The organism is Bradyrhizobium sp. T-1, assembly GCF_053592855.1.
Window position 1 is genome coordinate 5,299,904 of record NZ_CM132115.1, and the last position, 20,197, is coordinate 5,320,100.

General features: G+C 61.7%; 15 protein-coding genes. 8 read left to right on the forward strand and 7 right to left on the reverse strand.

The genetic code is table 11. The features are described from left to right. The first annotated feature begins 149 nt into the window (after nucleotides 1-149). From ACWAT4_RS25685 to ACWAT4_RS25705, 5 genes are read left to right on the forward strand one after another with little or no spacing between them, the layout of a single operon-like run. Nucleotides 150-1,562 carry an O-antigen ligase family protein gene (locus tag ACWAT4_RS25685; RefSeq protein ID WP_212425584.1) on the forward strand — a complete coding sequence of 471 codons (1,413 nt, stop codon included), beginning with the start codon at nucleotides 150-152 and terminating at the stop codon, nucleotides 1,560-1,562. Between the two features lie 19 nt (nucleotides 1,563-1,581). Then, nucleotides 1,582-3,561 carry a GumC family protein gene (locus ACWAT4_RS25690; protein ID WP_449728376.1) on the forward strand — a complete coding sequence of 660 codons (1,980 nt, stop codon included), beginning with the start codon at nucleotides 1,582-1,584 and terminating at the stop codon, nucleotides 3,559-3,561. Nucleotides 3,562-3,563: 2 nt separating this feature from the next. Continuing rightward, a complete protein-coding gene (locus ACWAT4_RS25695) occupies nucleotides 3,564-5,093 on the forward strand; it encodes a hypothetical protein (RefSeq protein WP_449728377.1) in 1,530 nt (509 codons plus the stop codon). A 38-nt stretch (nucleotides 5,094-5,131) separates the two neighbouring features. After that, nucleotides 5,132-6,010 (forward strand): AAA family ATPase, encoded by an 879-nt coding sequence (locus tag ACWAT4_RS25700; RefSeq protein WP_212425581.1) that lies wholly within the window; start codon nucleotides 5,132-5,134, stop codon nucleotides 6,008-6,010. Beyond that, on the forward strand, nucleotides 6,007-7,443 hold the full coding sequence (locus ACWAT4_RS25705; RefSeq protein WP_249154305.1) for a lipopolysaccharide biosynthesis protein: 1,437 nt from the start codon (nucleotides 6,007-6,009) through the stop codon (nucleotides 7,441-7,443). Before ACWAT4_RS25700 ends, ACWAT4_RS25705 begins: the two co-directional genes overlap by 4 nt. On the opposite strand, the gene ACWAT4_RS25710 is transcribed toward ACWAT4_RS25705, so the two are convergent. Next, complete coding sequence (locus ACWAT4_RS25710) at nucleotides 7,440-7,952, reverse strand: DsrE family protein (RefSeq protein WP_212300690.1); 513 nt, start codon at nucleotides 7,950-7,952, stop codon at nucleotides 7,440-7,442. The two genes, ACWAT4_RS25705 and ACWAT4_RS25710, sit on opposite strands and share 4 nt — an antisense overlap. A 240-nt stretch (nucleotides 7,953-8,192) precedes the next feature. Between ACWAT4_RS25710 and ACWAT4_RS25715 the strand changes: the two genes are divergently transcribed. From ACWAT4_RS25715 to ACWAT4_RS25725, 3 genes are read left to right on the forward strand one after another with little or no spacing between them, the layout of a single operon-like run. Then, complete coding sequence (locus tag ACWAT4_RS25715) at nucleotides 8,193-10,163, forward strand: coiled-coil domain-containing protein (RefSeq protein WP_449728378.1); 1,971 nt, start codon at nucleotides 8,193-8,195, stop codon at nucleotides 10,161-10,163. Between the two features lie 44 nt (nucleotides 10,164-10,207). Continuing rightward, nucleotides 10,208-11,230: a TAXI family TRAP transporter solute-binding subunit gene (locus tag ACWAT4_RS25720; protein ID WP_212300688.1), complete on the forward strand. Its 1,023-nt coding sequence runs from the start codon at nucleotides 10,208-10,210 to the stop codon at nucleotides 11,228-11,230. Continuing rightward, the gene (locus ACWAT4_RS25725; RefSeq protein ID WP_212300687.1) at nucleotides 11,227-11,847 is read left to right on the forward strand and encodes a type VI secretion system-associated protein TagO; all 621 of its coding nucleotides are present in this window, start codon (nucleotides 11,227-11,229) and stop codon (nucleotides 11,845-11,847) included. The genes ACWAT4_RS25720 and ACWAT4_RS25725 overlap by 4 nt, the downstream gene beginning before the upstream one ends. Nucleotides 11,848-11,906: 59 nt before the next feature. On the opposite strand, the gene ACWAT4_RS25730 is transcribed toward ACWAT4_RS25725, so the two are convergent. From ACWAT4_RS25730 to ACWAT4_RS25755, 6 genes are all read right to left on the reverse strand, one after another. Continuing rightward, entirely contained in the window at nucleotides 11,907-13,241 is a 1,335-nt protein-coding gene (locus tag ACWAT4_RS25730; RefSeq protein ID WP_449728379.1) for an HlyD family type I secretion periplasmic adaptor subunit, read from the reverse strand. Nucleotides 13,242-13,405: 164 nt separating this feature from the next. Further along, nucleotides 13,406-15,280 carry a type I secretion system permease/ATPase gene (locus ACWAT4_RS25735; RefSeq protein ID WP_449731263.1) on the reverse strand — a complete coding sequence of 625 codons (1,875 nt, stop codon included), beginning with the start codon at nucleotides 15,278-15,280 and terminating at the stop codon, nucleotides 13,406-13,408. Between the two features lie 155 nt (nucleotides 15,281-15,435). Continuing rightward, on the reverse strand, nucleotides 15,436-16,605 hold the full coding sequence (locus ACWAT4_RS25740) for a calcium-binding protein (protein ID WP_449728380.1): 1,170 nt from the start codon (nucleotides 16,603-16,605) through the stop codon (nucleotides 15,436-15,438). A gap of 1,063 nt (nucleotides 16,606-17,668) precedes the next feature. Further along, a complete protein-coding gene (locus ACWAT4_RS25745; RefSeq protein ID WP_449728381.1) occupies nucleotides 17,669-18,670 on the reverse strand; it encodes a 4-hydroxyproline epimerase in 1,002 nt (333 codons plus the stop codon). A gap of 2 nt (nucleotides 18,671-18,672) precedes the next feature. Beyond that, entirely contained in the window at nucleotides 18,673-19,917 is a 1,245-nt protein-coding gene (locus ACWAT4_RS25750; protein WP_449728382.1) for an NAD(P)/FAD-dependent oxidoreductase, read from the reverse strand. Nucleotides 19,918-19,962: 45 nt separating this feature from the next. After that, nucleotides 19,963-20,121: a hypothetical protein gene (locus tag ACWAT4_RS25755; RefSeq protein ID WP_212300682.1), complete on the reverse strand. Its 159-nt coding sequence runs from the start codon at nucleotides 20,119-20,121 to the stop codon at nucleotides 19,963-19,965. Between the last annotated feature and the right edge of the window lie 76 nt (nucleotides 20,122-20,197).

The window sequence follows — 20,197 nt, forward strand, 5'->3', positions numbered from 1 at the left end:
CCGGGCGGCCGCTCTGCGAGCCGCCGGGCTGCAGATGCGAGATCCGAACTCCTGCGAACCATCGCGACGTTTCCGACCGTCGCTCAAAGACCGCGCTCGTCGATCGAGCGCCGGTTGCGGAATCGATCGACGGGGCGCGAGGCACGTCGATGATCCTGGACCTTTTGTTCGCATTTGGGCTGCTGCTGACGCCCGCCTCCCAATTGCGGCTCGCGGGCTTGCCGGTCGGACCAGGCGAACTTTGTCTTTTCGTCTGGGTGACCCTCGTGCTCGGCCGCGAGGCAACCCTCCTCCGTTTTCACCTGACGCCGGCGCTGTCGCGGCTGCTTCTGTTCTGGTCGCTGTTTGTGCTTGCACAAAGCCTCGGAACACTGACTGCAAAGATGATCGGCGACGAGCATGATCCCGAGTGGTTCCTGCATGACGTCATGGCTTATCCTCTGCTGGCTGCCGTCAGCTGCCTGAGCTTGGTCGGGTCTGATCCCGGAGCGCGGCTACGTCGGATCACCTGGCTTCTCTGCGGATTGGGCAGTCCCGTGATCGCCGCACAGCTGGCCGACGCCTGGGGATTCTACGATCTCCCATCGGTCGATCCGTTGTGGTGGGACCAATTCCGGGGATGGTCGTCGAATCCGCACCAACTCGCAGTGCTCTGCATGGTGCTTGGATTTCTGTCGCTTCATCTTGCGGAAACGGTCACTACGACTGGCGCCAGGATCGGCGCGCTTGCCTGCGCCATCATCCCTACCTACGCCGGTCGGCTCACAGGTAGCGACTCGTTCACGCTCATTCTTGTGCTTGCCGGACCGATCTTTGTGGCATTCAAATGCCGCACATGGCTGTTCTCGCGGATGCAGACCAGCTTCCGCTCGTCATTCGCCTGGCTGATCGCGCTGGCTTTGCCCTTGATCGTGATTTCGATCGCGCCACTGGCCTATTCGATCGCAGTCGAAGCCAGAGACCTGGCCAAGTCGATGGCACGTGAAAACCCGGAGCAAACCCGGGAGAAGACCGAACTGCGATTTGAGCTTTGGGAACAGGCGATCCGGCGAGGGCTCGAGTCGGGGTCGTTGGGCCTGGGCCCTGGTCCGCATCTCGAAATTCCGCAGTCGATCGTCGCTTCGCGACAGATGAACATGGCGCATCCCGAGTTTGTCGAACACCCCAAGCCCTCCTTTGTGCCGAACTTCGAGGCGCACAATACGATGCTCGATCTCTTTACCCAGGGCGGGCTTCTTCTCGTCTTGAGCTTCGTCGGGCTCGTGGCATCGGCTTTCTGGTCCGCGTACCGAAGCGGTCAAGCGGGGCTGCCGGCCCTGCTGTGCGGTCTCTGCATTTACGCGATCGCGACCTTCCTGCTTCGGCATCCGATCTTCTGGTTTGTGATCGCCATCTGCCTGGTCGCGGAGCCGATCGCGACCGGCCAGCGACAATCGTCCCCGGCAGGCAAAGGGCTACGCGGCCATGCTCGCAGGGCCAGCCCCCTCTTTTCGCGCCCGCGGCTCGGCTTCGAACATGGCGCGAGAAGACAGGGCCCGGGCTCAATCCGACTACGCGTATGACGCTGGAATGGAGGTACCGATGCAGTTGATGGATAAAGCCGGCCTTATCGCCGACCGTATACCATTGGGACCCCAGTTCGAGGACCAGCGGCAAGAAGACCGGCCGAAGATCTCTCCCGAAGTAGGGTTCCGGCAGGTCATTGGAATCCTGCGTCGCAGAAGCAGGCTCATTCTGACGGTCGCGGGCGTGGGAACAATCCTGGCGGGCGTCACCGGGCTGCTGATTGCGCCCAAATATACCGCAACTGCACAGCTCGTTCAGGTTCAAGGCTCGGCGTCCCTCAGCCCCGAAGCGCTCCAGCAGGCCGTGGATACTCAGGTCACAATGCTGACCTCTCCGTATCACTTGCGACACGTTCTCGACAGCTTTCGGAACGATCCACGCTTTCGCGGACTGACACCCGACCCCGAAGCGGATCCGGCCGTCACTCCGGCTCCGGCTGAACCCCAGACGAGCGAGCCCGGGTCGCTGGGCCTGAAGGAACTCGAGCGCCGGCTGGGCGTCTGGATTGGACCGCTCCTCCATCACAAGCGAGCCGGCGCTGGCCTGAAATTCGACGATCTTCAGCGCCGCCTGCAAGTCCTTCAGGAACGCCGCTCGCGCATCATCAACGTAACCTTCCAGTGGACGACTCCCGAGCGGGCAGCCGACATCGTCAATCGGATCGTCGAACTCTACGTCCAGAGCAATGCCGAGCAGCAACGAGCCTACACTACCGGCGAACTAGCTCGTCTGGAGCAACGTATTGCGACGGTCAAGGGCGATATCGAGCGGACCAGCGCGGCACTGCATAAGGCAATTCAGCGGCGCTCCGATGCGAGCCGCAGCGCCGCAACCGAGGAGCAGGAAGCCGACCTCGATCCACGTGAGCTCGAGCGCCGGACCGCCGCCAGCGCGCAACTCTACGCAAGTCTTCTTCAGCGACAGAAGGAGATCCGCGAACAGGAAGAACTCGTCAATCCGGATGTAAGCATTCTCTCGCTAGCGTCTCCGCCGTCTCGGCCGAGCTCGCCGAATCCGATCCTGTTCATGCTCCCCGCCTTGATCGTCTCCTTGATTTGCGGAGGCTTCGTAGCTCTCATCCTGGAGCGCCTCGACAGCGGGCTGCGCAGCGAGAAGGAAGTCACCGAGGCGTTCGAACTTGCCTGTATCGGCCTAGTCCCCCGAATACCGCCAAAGCAACTGAACCACTCCGTCAATTACCTTCGAACGGAACCATTTTCCCCGTACGCGGAAGGACTGCGGTCCGCAGTTGCGGCGTTGCGGCTGGGTGAGCCAGGTCACACGAAAGTGGTCTTGATCAGTTCCAGCATTGCCCGCGAGGGGAAAACTACGCTCGCTCGAGGCCTCGCGGCTTATGTCGGCCTCCTCGGGCGACGTGCGCTCCTGATCGCAATCGACCATCACAAAGGCAAGCAAGCAGCAGAATTCGACAACGCCGGCGAGCGACGAATTGTCGGTCTGCAAACCCGGTCGCTGGCGGACTCGATCAGGCACATTCCGCATGCCGGCTTCGACTACGTCAGAATACCCTGCCACCGGCTCGACCCCATGACTACCGTTGAACAGTTGGGCGACCTCATTCGCCAACTACGCGAACGTTACGATGGCATCATCATCGATGGTCCGCCTGTCTTCGCAACCGTCGAGGCGCGATTACTCCCGTCGATCGCCGACAATCTTCTCTTCGTCGTCAAATGGGGGAGCACGAGGCGGGAGTTCGCTCAGAACGCCCTAGAACTGCTTCGCAACGGTGGGCGCCTCGAGAACGAGCGCGCTGATTTTGCGGCGGCGATCGTCACTCAGGTCGATCTCAAGAGACATGCGCAATACCGCTATGGAGACACCAGCGAATTCGTCGCCGGCTCCCGGGGCGCGCCCCGCGCCGGCCTTGTTGCAAGATGTCTCGCGCCCATTTCCAGCTTGCATCATTGGATGCAGGAGATCGGATTTCAAGCGCTGGACATTGCAAGATCATTCGGGCGGAAAGGGCACTAAGGATGAGACAGGATGCCCTGCACAGGACCGACCCGACGGCTGGTCAAGCTGCCGAGAACACGATTTTGCCGCTGGTGCTCATGGTCCTGAGTGAGTTTGATCGGTACAACATCACCTACTTCTACTGGAAGAGTAGCAATCGACTCCACCGCGCTCTGACCGGCGAGGGAGACGTCGATCTGCTTGTCGCACAACGGGATCAGCACCGCGCCCAGGCGATCCTGCTCGAGCGCGGCCTCAAGCTCTTTCCCGCCGTCGCCTGTCGCGACCATCCGGCTCTCTCGAGCTATCTCGGATACGACGAACCAAGTGGCCGGATCGTGCATCTTCATCTGCACATCCGACTGGTCGCGGGCACCAGCTTGCTCAAAAACTACCATCTGCCGTGGGAAGAGGCCCTGGCGAGGCGAGCGATTGTTCATCCGGGGCTGCTGATCCGCATGTTGGAGCCCGTGGACGAGGCATTGCTGCTGATTGTACGTGGGTGCTTAGAGCTGAGGCGATCGGATCCGGTCGTGCTCCGCAACTGGCAGGCAATGACGCACAAATTTGCGCGTGATCGCGCGGAACTCGCCGACCGAATTCCTCGCACGGCACTCAGAAGACGAGCCGCCGAACTGCTGGGCGGCGAGTTGGCTGACGCGGTCGCCGATGCTCTCTATTGCCAACCCGAGCTGGAGCATCAGCGACATTTGCGCCGGCTACTCCGACGACACTTCGCGCCGCATCGAATCTACAACGATCTCGAGGCCGGACTGCGGACGATGATACGCGTCGCGCAGCTCCTCGCTGGCCACCTGAACAAGCGTCTTCTCTGCATCCCCCGGCCGTGGAGCCGCCGGGCCCCCGGCGGCGGGCACGTTGTGGCCGTCATCGGCGTCGACGGCAGCGGGAAATCAACCATCGTCGCGACCATTCGGCAGTGGCTCGGCGAGGAGATGGATGTCATTCCGATCTACTTCGGGACCGGGGCAGGACGCCCTTCCCTCATATTATGGCCCCTCAAATTGATGGTGCCGCTGATCACGCCCCTGTTCAAGACCAAGCCCAAAGGCTCATCGCATGGCAAGATATCAGATCGTCCCCCGGGCCGATTGTACAGTGCGCTCATGACGATCTGGGCGACGGCGACGGCCATCGAAAAGCGGATCAAGCTGTCGACAGCGCATCGCGGAGCCCGTCGTGGCCTTGTCGTGGTCACAGATCGATACCCGCAGAACGAGATCGCCGGTTTCAATGAAGGTCCGCTGATGCCGCGCCTTATCGGCATCCCGCAATGGCTGCGTCGATTTGAGGCCAACTCCTATTCGCTTGCCCAGCGCCTTCCACCGGACATTGTGATCAAGCTGGTCGTTCCGCCCGAGGTTTGCGCTCGACGCGAACCCGACATGGATCCGTCCGTGATCAAGCAGCGTATCGCGGCGATCCCGCGACTGGCATTTTCCGGCGCGCGCGTCGTTTCCATCGATGCCCAACAGCCCCTGCCCGACGTCATTCGCGCGGTGAAGAAGGAGGTGTGGCGACTGCTTTAGTGAGAGCGATAAAACAAAGCAATTGTCCGGATTCGAATATGATCATCGAGTTTTTCGGCCCTCCAGGCGCCGGCAAGACCACTCTTGCACGTACTCTTGCAGCGCGTCTGCGTGAACACAATTACACCGTGGACCTCGTACTGAGTCACCGACCGGCGGAGCGTTCGCCGAGCGAGAGCCCCAAACCGTCGACGGCCCTTCGTAAGATAGCGTTCGCGGTACGGCGCTTGACGCGTCCGCCCACGGAGCTGGCATCCATGTTGGTTCGGCCGCGAGGGCTGTCCCGCGATCTCAGGACAGCGTTGAATCTGATCAAGGTTCTTCCGCCCTCCAACGCGCTCTCCTCGCTCAGACTGCTGCAATACATGTCCAGGCTGTCGCACGCATGGTATCGCAAATCCGCGATTGCGCGCATCGTCTTGTTCGATCAAGCGTTCGTCCAGGCCATTTGCTCCCTGACACTCCTTTGCGGCATCGCAGACGAGGCATTGATCTCGTATGCGCTGGATCTCGTCCCCGAACCGGACCTGCTGATACGTCTCGACGCTCCGGCCAAACTGCTCGAAGAGCGGCTCCGCGACCGACATGATCTCGGGAGCAAGGTCGAAAGACTGCTTGAGCTGGACCTGGAAACTAGCCTCAGTTCACGCAACGTCGTCGATCTCCTGCACGACTTGCTGTGCAGGAAAGGCCGAAATGTCGTGAGCATCTCCTCGGTCAACCAACCGTCTCTTGCCGCGGCCGTCGAGCAGATGGAACGACAGATCGTTAGCATGGTCGAGCAACGCAAGCGCGCCGCGACCAAGCCGGCACATGTTGGAGCGGATATCTCAGGCCACTCCTCGTTAATCTCAACTATTTTCGACCCGGATCTCGGAGCACTCGATAGAACTGGCACTGCAAGGACAAGAAAATGAACATGCATGAGCGAGGCGCCGGCAGCGCACGGATCAGGCGAGTGGTCGTCGGGGGAGCTGCGGCATTTTCGATCTATGTCGCCAGCGCTGGCGTAACCGCGTGCTCGCAGCTCTTGCTAGCCAGAATTGTCGGCGCTCACACTTACGGCGTCTACGCCTATGTCATCGCCTGGATAACCATTCTCGCCTATTTCTGCGCGCTCGGCTTCGACATCGCATTGCTGCGCTTCGTGTCCGTGTATCAGACCTTGGCAGCGAGCAGCCTTGCACGGGGTGTTATCCAATACGCCGAACGACGTTCACTTGCGGTAAGCCTTCTGGTTGCATTCGTCGGAGCGGCCATCATCGACATCTGGCCCAGCCCGTTCCCGACGGAACTGAAAAGAACCTTTCTGGTTGGCTTCCTTCTGATCCCCATACTGGCGCTGTTATGGATACGCTGCTCGGTCGTCCGGGCTTTCGGCGGGGTTGTGCCGGCACTGATACCCGACCGCGTGGTGCGGGACGGGCTGCTTGTGATTATTGTCGTCGTGGCCGGTCCTTTGCTCGGATCGCAGGTCGATGCGCGGGGAATCATGTTGGCGTCCGTTGCCGGCGCCGTCTTCGGACTAGTGCTCGCAAGCCAAGCTGTTCGTCGATTGTGTCCGGACTCAATCAGGACTGCTGACGCTCAATATGAACCCGCAAGCTGGCGCCAGACCGCCGTGCCGTTCATGATCATCGCGGGGGCAGAAGCGCTCCTCAACCGCGCCGGCGTGGTGCTGCTCGGCTGGTTCGGAGAAACCAGGGAGGCCGGAATATACAGCCTCGTCTTCAACATTGCGTTCCTGGTGGCATTGCCCCGCACGGCGATCAACACACTGTTCGCCCCGACGATCTCAAGCCTCTTCACGGGGAACGATCGAACGACCCTGCAGGCACTCGTGACCAGGGCCGCTTTATGGACCCTCTTTGCCGCGTTGGCCATTGCGCTCGGATTGGCCATCATGGCCGAGCCGCTTCTCTCCTGGTTCGGCGCGGATTTCGTGACAGGCGTCCCTGCCCTGCACATCCTCCTCCTGGGGCAAGTGGTCGCAGCCGCGTTCGGTTCCCTGCTGCTCATTATGACGATGACCGAGCATGAGCGGGCGGCGGCCGTTCTGCTGGTCATGAGCGCGGCGGGCAACATCCTGGCCAGCGTCGCATTCATCTACTGGCTTGGATTGACCGGCGCTGCGATCGCCAGCTCGGCCGCCTTGATCGTCTGGCACATCGCCATGGCCGTCTTCATCTCACGCCATCTGCGACTGCTGCCCGGGGTCTTTGGGCTATTGGTGCCGAGCCGCAAGAAGAACATTGCGGCACGGCCGGATGTCCATGTCGATGCGTCCTCCGTTCTGGATTTCACACCTCGCAAACACAACACATCGACGCGCCAGCGGGCACCGCTTTAGGGGCGCAGGTAACTCCAGCCCTGCTCCTGTAGCTCCATCAGCCGGACCACGCCGGATTTGGTGACCTTCGCTTGCGAGATGAGAGGAATCTCCTTTGCCTCGACCCTTGCCATATTCTCCTTGGTATTTCCGCATGCGGAGAACGCGACTTCGGGCATGGTCTCGCTCATGGACTTGATGCGTGCCTTCACCGGCGAGGTATCGTCTCGTAGCATGTGCAGCCCCGGTCCGAACGCCACCAGCTCGACTTCAACCTTCTGTCCAATTTCCGAATAGTGTTGAACAGTGTTGCTGACGTTATTCAGTGCAAGGTTCATAATCGCCGGATCATTGACGTCGACCTGGACGACGAGTCTGTGCGACTGCACCCGCTTGGGACTGACCACCATCTTGGCATTGGCGTTGAGCTTGGCGCTGCCGGCCTGAGAAGCGTGGCTTGTCTGGATGGCGTTTACCAGAAACGCGCCTGTAAAGGCCACACTGGCGAAAACGATGACTGTTCTGTTCATGCTGTCTTCCCCTGAATGTGCGGAACACGGAGGGTCTCGTTGACCCGCCTCAATCTGTTGCGCGCGGCTGCGCTGGTCAAGAAACCCTCAGCAGCAGTGCGGACAATCTACTTTATTCCCCGAGCGAGGCGCCGTTACTTCTTAGTGGCTACCTACATTGCCACATCGACAGAGCGCCAACCAAAGCGGTGTCATTGATGACGCCGACGATACGGAGCCTAGCCAATCTGAGCCGTCACGATGAGGTTGCAGGCAATTGCGCACAAGACGATAGTCTCGCCAAGCGGCGTCCCACGTCCTGTCCGACAGGGCGGATCACTTGGCGGAGATGTCGCGCGGACCGCCGTTGCGACGACCTTCATCCTGACACTCCTTGTAGGATTTGCGCATGGAGGCTCACGTGACGATATCGAACTCGGCTTTACGGCAGTTGAAGCCGAACGGATCGGACAGAGCCAGGCGATTGAACAGGAGCGCGACCGAGCAGAGAGGCTCGCGCGCGAGCTCGCAAATGTCCGGGCAGAGCTCAATGCCGTCAAGCTCGAGCGCGAGCACGCGATCGGCGCCATCGAGCTGGGGATCAGGCAGACCCACGCGCTCGAGCTGGAACGCGACAAGGTGAACAATCTGACGCGGGACCTCTCGTTCCTCAGGGCGGAGCTCGACGCAACCCGGATCGCAGCTTCAAAGGCGATGCAGGTCTTCCCCGCAGAACCCAAACAAGAGCCGACCGCTGCACCTGGAAGCGACGCAGAGCGCGCCGCGGCAGAGGTCGCGGCGCTGCGATCGGACCTCGATATCGCGCGTAGCGCCGCCACGGACGCTACAAACGCTCTTGGCGCCGAGGTTGCGCAGAAAGAAGTGCTTAAGTCTGAACTGAAGCAGCAACGCGACAACTTCGCGGCGCTCGTGACTGAGCAGACCTCCCTTAAGGTCGAGCTCGAAGCCGCCCGGACGGCGACGACCGACGCCTCGAAGGCAGCCGCTGCCGAAGCCACGCGAAACGAAGCACTGAAGCAGGAATTGAAGCTGCAACGCGACAAGGCGGATGCAGCGTCCACCGAACTGGATGCCCTGCGGACGGCGGCTAACACAACACGAACCGAGGCACCAGATGCGGCGAAAGCAAGCTCCGAGGCGAAGCTCGCCCTGGAGAACGCACTGGCGCAGCAACGCGACCGGGCAGATTCCGCCGTGAATCGACTCGCCTCGGTCCAAGCGGAATTTGACGCCGCACGACGCGCGCATCTGCAAGCCAGCAGCGCCGAGGCCGAGCAGAGACAGACGCTGGAACGCGAGCTTGGCGTACAACGAGACAGAGCCAATGCGCTCGCAGGCGAAACAACATCGCTGGCGAAGCAACGTGATGACGCGCGTTCCACCGCCGAGCAGGCCACGCGGGCCGTCGATGCGGCCGAGGCAAGGAACAAGGAGGAATTGGTCAGAGAGAGGAACAGGGGCGAAGCTCTGCTTCGCGAACTGGCCTCGGCGCGGAAGGAGGTCGAAGAGCGGTCCGCGGGCCTCGCCGCCGCCTATGCCGAGATCCTGAGGGTCACGGAACTCAACGCGACGGCTGCCAAACAGAGCGATGAACTCGCCAGTGAGCGCCAGCGCGCCGACGGTCTCGCACGGGAGCTTGCGCTGACAAGGGCTCGGATCGAACAAGCGAACAGAAAACCTGCGGCAATAGATTCGCCCGCGACAAGGTCGCCGGAACAGACCTCCCAGCAGCGTGAGCGCCCTTCCGATGGTAAGGGCGGGCCTCGCTCGCGCGAGCAAGACGCCGCCCGGACGGTCACTCCCAACTCACAACCTCGCTCGCAATCTGGCTCATCGATATTGCAGGCACAACCAACGACTCCCGTCCCGTCCGCGGATCGCGGTACGAAGGACGCTCCGGCATCGGAGCGCTCCGCCTCGGCGAGCGCGACGCCCCTCGCCCTCGGAGACGAGCAGAGGCTGCTTGCTCGGGCGAATGCATTGCTGCGGCAGGTCGACATCAGCAGCGCCCGCCAGTTGCTCGAGCTAGCTCTCGCACATGGCAGCGCGCAGGCCGCTTTCATGCTTGCGGAGACTTACGATCCGCCCGTGCTGGAATCTTGGCACGCGCGCGGAGTCGCGGGCGATCGGGACAAGGCGCGCGATTTGTATCAAAGAGCAAAGGCAGGCGGCATTGACGATGCAGAGGAGCGCATCAAGACGCTGAAATAGAGCCGCACCGGCTCTCCAAGCAGCCAGACGACGGAGAACGATCCATGTCCATGATCAGGTTGGCACTCGCAATTGCATCGGCGCTGCTCGGACTGCAAATGGCGGCGAACGCCCAGTCAGTCCGGACACCCGCGACGCAAGCCGCAGCGCCGGCGAAGAACGCCGACATGATCGCAAAAGAGCGCATCAATGCCTGGACCGTGGGGCTCGCAGGCGGTCTCATCGAGGGAGCTCCACTGCGACTTGCAGCAGAGATTGCCCGCGTCGCCAACGAGGACGACAAGCTCCACATCATCCCAATCGTGACGACAGGCGCGACGGAGAACGTCAATTCGCTGCTCTATCTGCGGGGCGTCGATGCGGCAATCATCAACACGGACGCCCTCGACGAATACAAAGTTCAGGTCCCGTCGATTGATCGGCGCATCGTCTACATTCTCAATCTATTTCCGGCCGAACTGCATGTCTTTGTGCGCCCCGAGATCAACTCGCTCGAAGACCTCAAGGGAAAGAAGGTGAATTTCAACACGCAGGGCACGGCAGCCGCATACTCCGGTCCTCTGATCTTCAGCCGACTGGGGTTGAATGTCGACAAGATGTTCATCCCTCATCAGGTCGCATTGCAGCAGATGAAGAGCGGGGAGATCGCAGCCGTCGTATTCATCACATCGAAGCCGATCGACGCTTTCCTGAAGGGGCGTTGGGAGCCCGGATTCAAGTTCCTGCCCGTGGAGTACGATTCGCGATTCGAGGACTATTATCTTCCCTCCGCGATCGACTCCGCGGACTATCCGAGCCTCGTCCCGAAAGGCACGCGCATCTCGACCATCGCGGTCCCCACTATCCTGGCGGGCTATAATTGGCCGAAGCAGTCCGACCGCTACGCGCGCATGGCCCGCTTCGTGGATCACTTGTTCAGCCGGCTCGACCGGTTGCAGTCGCCCGGATTCGATTCGAAATGGAAGGACGTGAGCCTCCGCGCCAACGTACCCGGCCTCGCCCGGTTCGGCCCCGCGCAGGAATGGCTCGATCGCGCGCCGGGCGCGACGGTCGGGCTGTCACGATGAACAGCGTGGCCGCCCTGGCTTTGATCGCATTGGCAATCCTGGGCGTGCCGACTTGCGCACGAGCGGGTGATGCCACGGACCGGTTGAAGAAATGTGCCCGGCTGGAAGGAATGGAACGCCTGAAATGTGTCGATGAGTCGCTCGGCGAGGCGGCGGGACCAACCACCCCGCCGTCACCTCGAGCGCAGAACTGGATCATCAGCGAGACGACATCGCCCGTGGACTACAAGCCGCAGATCACGGCGCAGGTTATGGGACACCCTACGACAAAGGATGCTCCCACCTCGATCACCATCCGTTGTCGCGCCGGTCGTACCGATTTGATGATAGCCGCCTCGCCGTCCTGGACCCCGCCTGTAGAGGGCGACGCGAAGGTCGCGTACCAGGTCGACGGCGAGCCATCCGTCGAGCAGCGCTGGCGCGCCGCGGATGGAGGCCGAGGACTTGCCTTTCAGGGCGACGTCGTTCGCCTGTTGCGGTCAATGCCGCAGGACGGCCGGCTCATGATCAGGGTCTACGCAGGAAAGGCGCCGCCATACGAAAGCACGTTTCAATTGACCGGCCTCGATTTCGTTCGCGGCAAGCTCGCGACAGCCTGCGGCTGGCCCGGCTCCTGAGCATCGCCCCATCTGACCGCAGAGGCGGCCCGCTTGCTCCACTCCTTCCTTGGGGAAAACTAGTTCTCCCGCATACCGCGTCGTATCGCATCCGTCATCGGCTGCGTCAGATACGCCAGCACAGTGCGTTCGCCGGTAGCAATCAGAACATCGGCTAGCATCCCGGGCTTGAGCTTCTCACGCAGCTTCTCCGGGAATTGCGCCACCTGAACCGAGACCTTGACCTCATAATATGGCTGATGCGTCGCTTCGTCCCGAACGGCGTCGGCTGCGATTGAAAGAACTTCGCCGACGGCAATCGGGGTCGAACGCGCCTTGAATGAGGGAAGCCGGATCTCGGTGGGCAAACCAACCTGGACATGATTAATGTCGAGAGACGACACCTTCGCCGCAACCACGAGCACATCGTTGTCGGGCACGACCTCCATCAGCACTTCGCCGGGCTTGATCACGGCACCGACCGTATGGACCTTCAAATTCACGATACGTCCAGAGCGCGGCGCATGCAGCTCCATGCGGGCGAGAACGTCGGAGGCGACTCGCAGCTTCTCCCGCGCATCGGCAAGTTGCGCCCTTGTCTCAGCGAGCTTGGCAGTCGCTTCCTCCAGGACCTTCTGTCCGACCTGGTTGATCTGCAGTCGCGACTCGTCGATGACGCGCCCATAGCGGGCCATGTCGGCCTCGTAAGCGCCGACCTTTCCATCGAGCTCGGCCTTGCTGCGTTCCAGAGTGGCGACGCGTGCGAACGCAACGATTCCCTGATCGGCGAGCGGCTTGAGCTTGGCGTATTCCGCGCTCACGCTGTCGTATTGCGCGCGCGAGGCCCTGCTCTGCGCATCGCTTGCCTGGATCTGGCGCTGCGCCTGCGCAATGCGCTCATCAAGGATCGATATCTCGATCTTTCGCGCAGCGCGGCGCTCGTCGAAACGCCTCTTCTGATCTCCCATTGCGCGTTGTGCCGATGGATCCGAGGTCTTCTGGACCAGTTCGGCAGGAAACACGACGTCGTCGCGTCCCTCGGCTTCGGCCTGCAGCCGCGCCTCCTCGGCGACGGCCGAATAGACGGTCGAGCGCGCGATCTCCTCTTTTGCCCGTTCCTGGGTTGAATCGAGCCGTAGCAGGACTTGCCCTTCTACGACGTGGGCGTCTCCAGTCACCATCAGGCTCTGGACGATGCCACCCTCGAGGTGCTGCACGGCTTTCCTGTCGCTCTCTACAACAACCGAGCCGGTGGCCACCACTGCACCATCGATCGACGCCATGGCGGCCCACCCTCCACACACGACGAATGTGAAGAACACAATCGCAAAGCCGCGTCTCGCCGGACTGTGCCAATTGCCGGAAGGACCGTCGTGGTCTTGTCCCGCGTTGCGATTCGAAAGAATCGATCGCATCGCCTTCGCTCGACGAATGAGACGTCTTGCCAGCGACGGAATGCTGACAGTGCCGCTTGACAGGGCGTGGCGCTGCCGAGGCTTGCCATTGTCGCTCAAGCGTCGCAGGAGCTCGGCGAATTCACTTGGAAGAGCCCTCTCTTCAACCGACATCATATTGCCCATCATTGCCTCGTCGCGTGAGCGGAACGCGGTGGATTCGAAAGGTGCACGTTGCGGGGAGCGCCATCGGCGCGATGATGAGCTTCGGCCGGGTGGCGGCGCTCGGCTGGCACTCGGCCGTCACGGTGCATCGGCGTGACGGCTTGCCCCAGCAGCACGGGAAGAAGCTCGTCGCGTGTCCCGACCCGCCCCAAGCGCCCTTCGTGCATGAAGACGATCTTATCGACCAGGGCAAGCAGATTAGGACGGTGGTTGATGATCACGACCGTCACGCGCTGCTTCCGCAGCATTTGGATCGCATCGGCCAGCGCGCGGTCGCCGTCGCCATCGAGATTGGCGTTAGGCTCATCGAGCACGATCAGCACCGGCCGGCCGAACAGCGCGCGCGCCAACCCGATACGCTGCCGCTGACCGCCTGAAAGTCCCGCGCCGTTATCTCCGATCACGGTGTCGTAACCCTTCGGAAGCCGCTGTATCATGGCGTGCGCCGACGCCAGTTGTGCGGCCTCGACAACAGCCTCGTCGGTCGCGTCATCGCGAAAGCGAGCGATATTGTCGCGCACCGTGCCGGCGAACAGTTCCACGTCCTGCGGCAGATATCCGAGGCGTTGCCCAAGGAAGTTGGAATCGAAATGCCTCGTATCGTTTCCATCGATGCGCACGCAGCCGCGAACGGCGGGCCAGGCGCCCACAAGCGCCCGTGCCAGCGACGATTTCCCAGATCCGGACTGCCCGACCACCGCGACGATCTCGCCAGGAGCCAGCCTGAAAGACACATCTGCAATTGCCGGCAATTGCGATCCGGGTACGAGGACCGTCACCGCTTCCACCGAGACCTCGCCAGCCAACGCCGGCAGTCTGGTCGGCGGGCGCTCTGCGGCCCGGGTCCGAAGTGCGGCTTCAAGCCGTGCATACGATGTACGCGCGACAACGAGGGCCTTCCACTGCGACACGGCTGCTTCCACCGGCGCGAGTGCCCGCCCCATAATGAGCGAGGCAGCGAACAGAACTCCTCCCGAGATCTCCTGCTGGATCGCGAGGTAGGCTCCCACGCCCATGATCGACACCTGAAGCGCCATCCGCAGAAATTTTGAGATCGCAAGGAGCGTGCCGCCACGCTCACCCGCAAGGGCACTGTCGACGAGTGCCTTGCCGTGGGTCGAGCTCCAGGCGGTTCGCACTGCAGGTCCCATTCCGAGTGCACGGATCGCCTCGGCGTTGCGCAGCGAGGATGTCAACCGGTCGAGGGCATCAAGGTTCTTCGATGCGGCCGCAATCAGCGGTGCCTTGGTGGCGCGCTCGTTGAGGAAGGCCAGCAAGAGGATGACAAGCGCACCGATCAGGGCAACCAAGCCAATCAAGGGATGGAGCAGGAAGCAAATTGCGAGAAATATCGGTGTCCACGGCACGTCCATGAGTGCGGTGATCACGCCACCCGACAAGACCTCGCGCAGAGTGTCCACGTCACGCAGCAATTGGACATGATGTGAGCTGCTCGTGCTGAGGGCTTGCCCCAGTGCGGTCTCGAAGACTTCTCCCGAGAGGAGCTGGTCGAACCGGATTCCGATTTGGACAAGGACCCGGCTACGAAAATGCTCGAGTGCTGCGTAGCTGACGAACAGTGCAAGCGCGATCAGCGAGAGCAGCAGAAGGGTCATCCCGTTCCGGCTGGTCAGCACACGATCGTAGATTTGCATAGTGTAGAGCGGCGAGACGAACACCAGCAGGTTTATGAAGATCGATAATCCGCCGGCCGCAAGCAGGCCGGGACGTATCTGACGAAATCCGTCCGCGAGCGCGGAGACCTTTGCCGTTGTGTACATGTGCATATCCGGGCGGCCCCTGGGCAGGGCAGCGGCAAGCGGTTGAAATTGCATGTGATCGAGCGCGAGCGCTCGCATTCCAACATTCCGCAATGCGCAGAATGGCACCCCGACCCGGGCCACGGCGGCCGCGAGTGATCCCCTAGGAAATTCTCATACGCGGGGACGTGCCCCGCGTATGTCTCTGTTGATGAAGACGTCCTTCAAACTCAGAAGTGCCAAGCGTGATGGTCGGTGTGGTGACCGATCCAATCGGTCGAGTGAGTCCCGATATCCGTCGACGCCGTCGTGGTCGCGTCGGTCGTGCTGCTTCCACTTGTGGGCAGGGTCGACGCTGTGGACGTCGTAACGGTCGTCGACGACGCCGTTGTGCCGGTCGCAAGCTGCGAGAAATCGAGCGTTTGATGGTGATGATGGTGACCACCATCGGTCGTCGTCGATGTCGAACCGCTGGTCGAGCCGGTGGTCGTGCCAGTGCCGGTGGTGGTGCCAGTGGTTGTGCCGGTGGTCGTGCCAGTGCCCGTCGTCGTGCCACCGGCCGTGGTCGTTCCGTCGCCACTTGTCGTGGTCGTCGTGCCGCCGGTCGACCCCGTCACGGTCGTCGTGCCTCCGGTCGTGCCCGCGGCGGTATTGTGCTGCAAAAACACGCTCTGCAACGCCGACGAGCTTTCCAGTGCCGTATCGCCATTCTGCGAACCCCACGCATAGGCGTAATCGAAGGCCGGATTCGGAATGAGCGCCGCCCAATGAGCGAGCATCGTCTGCTCCTGCGCGGCCGTCGGCATCACGTAGGAGCCTCCGCTGTCATCGACCCAGTTGCCACCACCGAACGTCTGGAACACCGGGACGATGTGATCTGCCGAAATCCCCGCGGATTCGGCCGCAGCCACCGCCTTGTCGATCATGTTGTAATCGACCGTGCTCATGTCCGTGCGGACCGGATACGGATCGATGCCGAACAGATCGATGTGGGTGTTCGTCGGGTTGTAGGTGTTGGCGTAGGTCGGATTTTCCGATGACCCCATGTTCATCATGGTGATGAAGGTCTTCGCGCCGGGAAAATTGGCGTGGATGTAATCGGACTCGGCCTTGAGATTGGCCGCCGTCACCAGCGTATTGTACTGGCCCGTGGGATCCGGCTCATCCTTGAGGTAGAAGCCGTACACGTTCGGATTTCCGATATAGGGCTTCAGCGCATCGATGAAGCTCTGCGTAACACCGTCGCCCTGATCCAGGTAGACCATGCCCTTCACGCCTGCCGGCAATGAGTTGAGCTCGTCGACGGACGAGACATCGGCCAGGTTGAAGCCCGCTGTGGCCGGAGCGTAGGCTCCCTGCGCGGTGAAGTTGTTACCTGCGGTGTAGTGTAGCGTTGTCAAATGATTCCCCTATGTGATGATACCCCCAGCACCTGTAAGTCTGAGCGCGACCGGCCCTCATTGCGGGTGAACGTATCTTTACGTTTGGGGCAGGAATCTCGGCTCGATTGGGCGGAACCAAGGGGTTATTGTGCCGAAAAGTTGGACGCCCAATTGCGCCCCAATTTGCCTCAAACGCCCTTTACTGGCGTTTCTCCAACGCTGTCAGTAGTCTGTGGTGGGACCTATATGCGAGATGCGCCGCATCCTCGTGCATGGCCGACGTTTAAAACTTGATCGAGCCGCTCCGATCTCACCGGGAGACAGCAGCAGAACGGCCAGTCGAGGTACCCCTATTGGAGTATTCTCAGTTACGATCGTACCGTTCAATCGGATGCTCCGAGAGCGCGCGATGACCGCACGCGGGTTGAGTTTCGCGAAGACGGCAGCCCAAAGTACGCTGCTCGTCTCGGGGGCTCACAGGGCATTTCCCACACCGCTTTTTCCCGCGCATCGAGCTTGGCCAAGGGGCAGCTCTTATTGTGGAAACCGAGCGCGTGCAGGCGATAGAAGCAAGCCGGGTTGATTTGTAGCTCCGGATTACTCCCGACGAAGGATGTTTCCACCGAAGCGTTTCCGTGATTCAGTCCGGGACGATCGAACTTCTCGCTTGCTCGCTCGCTCATTGGTTCACTGCCCACGCGTTAGCGAACTCTTCGCGGAGAGCCAGCTCATTCGCTGCCGAGGACGTCATGGCAGGATCGGCCCAACACGAGCTCAAGTTTCCGTCGGGTTCACGCATTCAGATAAAGCCGACAGCTGGCCCTCGCTTAGCCGGAAGGACAGGGACCGTGATCGGGGCCGGCTATTATCCGAAGAGCCTCCGCGTCATTCTGGACGGATCGAAGGGGCCAATCACTCTTTACATGGACTATCTGGCCCCGATCGAGACGTGAAGCGAACGCCTTCGATCCAGTTCGCGCGCTCGATCGCCATGGCGATCCGCGCGTTGTCCGAACCTGCCCGGACGGCGATGCGCTTCGGCGATCTGCCAGGAATGCGAGCGGATCGTTGCTTCAGATTTTCATTTCACGACGAAGCCGTGAGCGTAGGGATCGCGATCGTCGATGAATATCGTGTTGATGCCGGTCATGCGGGCCCAGCCTGCAATCGAGGGAACGATCGCGTCCCGGTTGGCGACCCTGGCGCTGGCCTCGACCCGTCCCTTGAACAGCGAGCCGATGATCGATTCATGCACGAACTCGTCGCCGACCTTGAGCTTGCCTTTCGCGGCGAGCTGCGCCATGCGCGCCGAGGTGCCCGTACCGCATGGCGAGCGATCGATGGCCTTCTCGCCGTAGAAGACGGCATTGCGGGCATGCGCCTCTGGCTTCGTTGGTTTGCCCGTCCATTTAATGTGGCTGAGACCTTTGATCTCCGGGTGCTCGGGATGGACGAACTCATAATTCTCGTTGAGTGCGGCGCGCAGGCGCGGCGACCATCCCACCAGCTCCCCTGCCGTATGGTCCGCCATGTCGCGGAAGTTCTTTTGCGGCTCGACGATGGCGTAGAAGTTGCCACCATAGGCGACGTCGACGACAATCTCGCCAAGGCCCTCCACCTTCGCCGTCAATCCCTCCGCGTAGAGAAAGCCCGGAACGTTGGTAAGGCGCACCTCTTCCACGAAGCGGCCTTCCTGCCGGTAGGTGATATCGACCTTGCCGGCCGGCGCATCGATCGACAGCCTCCCGGGTTCGCGCGGTGTGATGAGGCCATTCTCGATGCCCATTGTGATGGTTCCGATGGTGCCGTGACCGCACATCGGCAGGCAGCCGGATGTCTCGATGAACAGCACCGCCACATCGCAATCGGGGCGTGTTGGCGGATAGAGGATGGAGCCCGACATCATGTCGTGTCCGCGCGGCTCGAACATCAGACCGGTCCGGATCCAGTCATAGTCGCGCAGGAAGTGGGCGCGCTTTTCAAGCATGTTCGCGCCCTCCAGACGCGGCCCCCCGCCGGAGACGAGACGCACCGGATTGCCGCAGGTATGCCCGTCGATACAGGAGAAGGTGTGGGTGGCCATATTCAGAATCTCCGAGGCGAGAAGGCGGAAAGCTCGATGGCAGGCATTCGTCCTGCGACCAGGTCGGCGACAAGCCGGGCGGTGCCGGCCGACTGCGTCAGGCCGAGATGACCATGGCCGAACGCGTAAGTGACACGCGGTGTCGCGCCGGCACGGCCAATGACCGGGAGGCTGTCGGGCAACGAGGGATGGAATCCCATCCATTCGGTACCGCCGCTGGTCTTTAAACCGGGAAGGAAAGCGCTGGCCTTGGCCAGCATGGCGCGGGAGCGCCCGAAGTTCGGTGGCAGTGAAAGACCGCCAAGCTCGACTGCGCCGCCAACGCGGATGCCGGTCGACAGGCGAGTGACGACGAAGCCGTGCCCTCCGAACGTAATCTGCGTGCGCAGGTCGAAGGCATCGGCCGAGAGTGTGGTGTTGTAGCCGCGCTCGGTTTCGAGCGGGATGCGCTCGCCCAGGGTGCGGATGATTTTGTGCGAGAAAGCCCCTGCTGCGACGACCACATGACCTGCGCGGTGCGCGACACCAGCAATCACCTCGACGCCGTTCTCGAGCGGGCGCAATGCGGTGACCTCTGCACGCTGGATGATCCCGCCATCGGCAGCGAAACGTTCGGCAAGAGCAAGCGTGTAGAGCTTCGGATCGGAGATCGAATACCAACCTGGGGTGAAGGTGCCGTGGGTGAAGCGCGCGGCCATGCCGGGCTGGATTTCCGCCATCTCCGCTGCTGTCATATGGCGGAATGCGATTCCGTGATCGGCGCGGGCCTGCCACCCAGGCAGCGAGGCCCGGAATTCGGACTCGCTCTCATAGACCTGCAGATTGCCCTCCTTGCGTAGCATGGCAAGCGTTCCGGTCCGCCGCAGGAACGGCTCGAGTTCGGCTTTCGACAAGTCCATGAGCGATATCTGCGCCGCGGTCGATTGAGCCAAGCGGCCCGGCGCGCAGGCTAACCAGAAGCGGAACATCCACGGTGCGATCCGTAGCGCATAGGCCGGCGGAATCGAAAGCGGCCCAAGGGGGTCGAGCAGCCATTTCGGCGCCTTGTGCAAGATGCCAGGCGAAGCGAGCGGCAGGACGTCCGTAAACGCAAAAGCACCAGCGTTGCCGGCGGAAGCCCCCGCAGCCGGACCTTCCCGGTCCAGCACGACGACGCGATGCCCTTGGGCCTGCAGGGCCAGCGCAGCAGACAGGCCGATGACGCCCGCTCCGATCACGATGGTGTCGGGAACTACCGCCTCGGACATCGTCTGCTCACTCAGCTCCTGCGGGAGGGCTTACCAAACTTGACGTCAGGCTGCGTGCTTTTGCGACGCGCCGAGTTCTTTCGACCAGTGGGCGTACCAGGTTTCGAACGGCTTCAGCTGGGTCTCGACGAAGTCTGGTTGGCGCTCTGCGGTGCAGGGCGTCATCAAAGCCGGAATGCAGCAGGAAAAGATTTTCGCGCTCATTCGCCCCCCTGGGTTCGCCGTCTCTTCCGGGTCGTCGGTCCGGCAATTCGACCTTCACTATACCACTTGTATTCGG

Bases quoted from the DNA above. Each gene is read 5' to 3' on its own strand.
- ACWAT4_RS25685 (WP_212425584.1), top strand. From the start codon at position 150: ATGATCCTGGACCTTTTGTTCGCATTTGGGCTGCTGCTGACGCCCGCC.
- ACWAT4_RS25690 (WP_449728376.1), top strand. From the start codon at position 1,582: ATGCAGTTGATGGATAAAGCCGGCCTTATCGCCGACCGTATACCATTG.
- ACWAT4_RS25695 (WP_449728377.1), top strand. From the start codon at position 3,564: ATGAGACAGGATGCCCTGCACAGGACCGACCCGACGGCTGGTCAAGCT.
- ACWAT4_RS25700 (WP_212425581.1), top strand. From the start codon at position 5,132: ATGATCATCGAGTTTTTCGGCCCTCCAGGCGCCGGCAAGACCACTCTT.
- ACWAT4_RS25705 (WP_249154305.1), top strand. From the start codon at position 6,007: ATGAACATGCATGAGCGAGGCGCCGGCAGCGCACGGATCAGGCGAGTG.
- ACWAT4_RS25710 (WP_212300690.1), bottom strand. From the start codon at position 7,952: ATGAACAGAACAGTCATCGTTTTCGCCAGTGTGGCCTTTACAGGCGCG.
- ACWAT4_RS25715 (WP_449728378.1), top strand. From the start codon at position 8,193: ATGAGGTTGCAGGCAATTGCGCACAAGACGATAGTCTCGCCAAGCGGC.
- ACWAT4_RS25720 (WP_212300688.1), top strand. From the start codon at position 10,208: ATGTCCATGATCAGGTTGGCACTCGCAATTGCATCGGCGCTGCTCGGA.
- ACWAT4_RS25725 (WP_212300687.1), top strand. From the start codon at position 11,227: ATGAACAGCGTGGCCGCCCTGGCTTTGATCGCATTGGCAATCCTGGGC.
- ACWAT4_RS25730 (WP_449728379.1), bottom strand. From the start codon at position 13,241: ATGCGATCGATTCTTTCGAATCGCAACGCGGGACAAGACCACGACGGT.
- ACWAT4_RS25735 (WP_449731263.1), bottom strand. From the start codon at position 15,280: ATGCAATTTCAACCGCTTGCCGCTGCCCTGCCCAGGGGCCGCCCGGAT.
- ACWAT4_RS25745 (WP_449728381.1), bottom strand. From the start codon at position 18,670: ATGGCCACCCACACCTTCTCCTGTATCGACGGGCATACCTGCGGCAAT.
- ACWAT4_RS25750 (WP_449728382.1), bottom strand. From the start codon at position 19,917: ATGTCCGAGGCGGTAGTTCCCGACACCATCGTGATCGGAGCGGGCGTC.
- ACWAT4_RS25755 (WP_212300682.1), bottom strand. From the start codon at position 20,121: ATGAGCGCGAAAATCTTTTCCTGCTGCATTCCGGCTTTGATGACGCCC.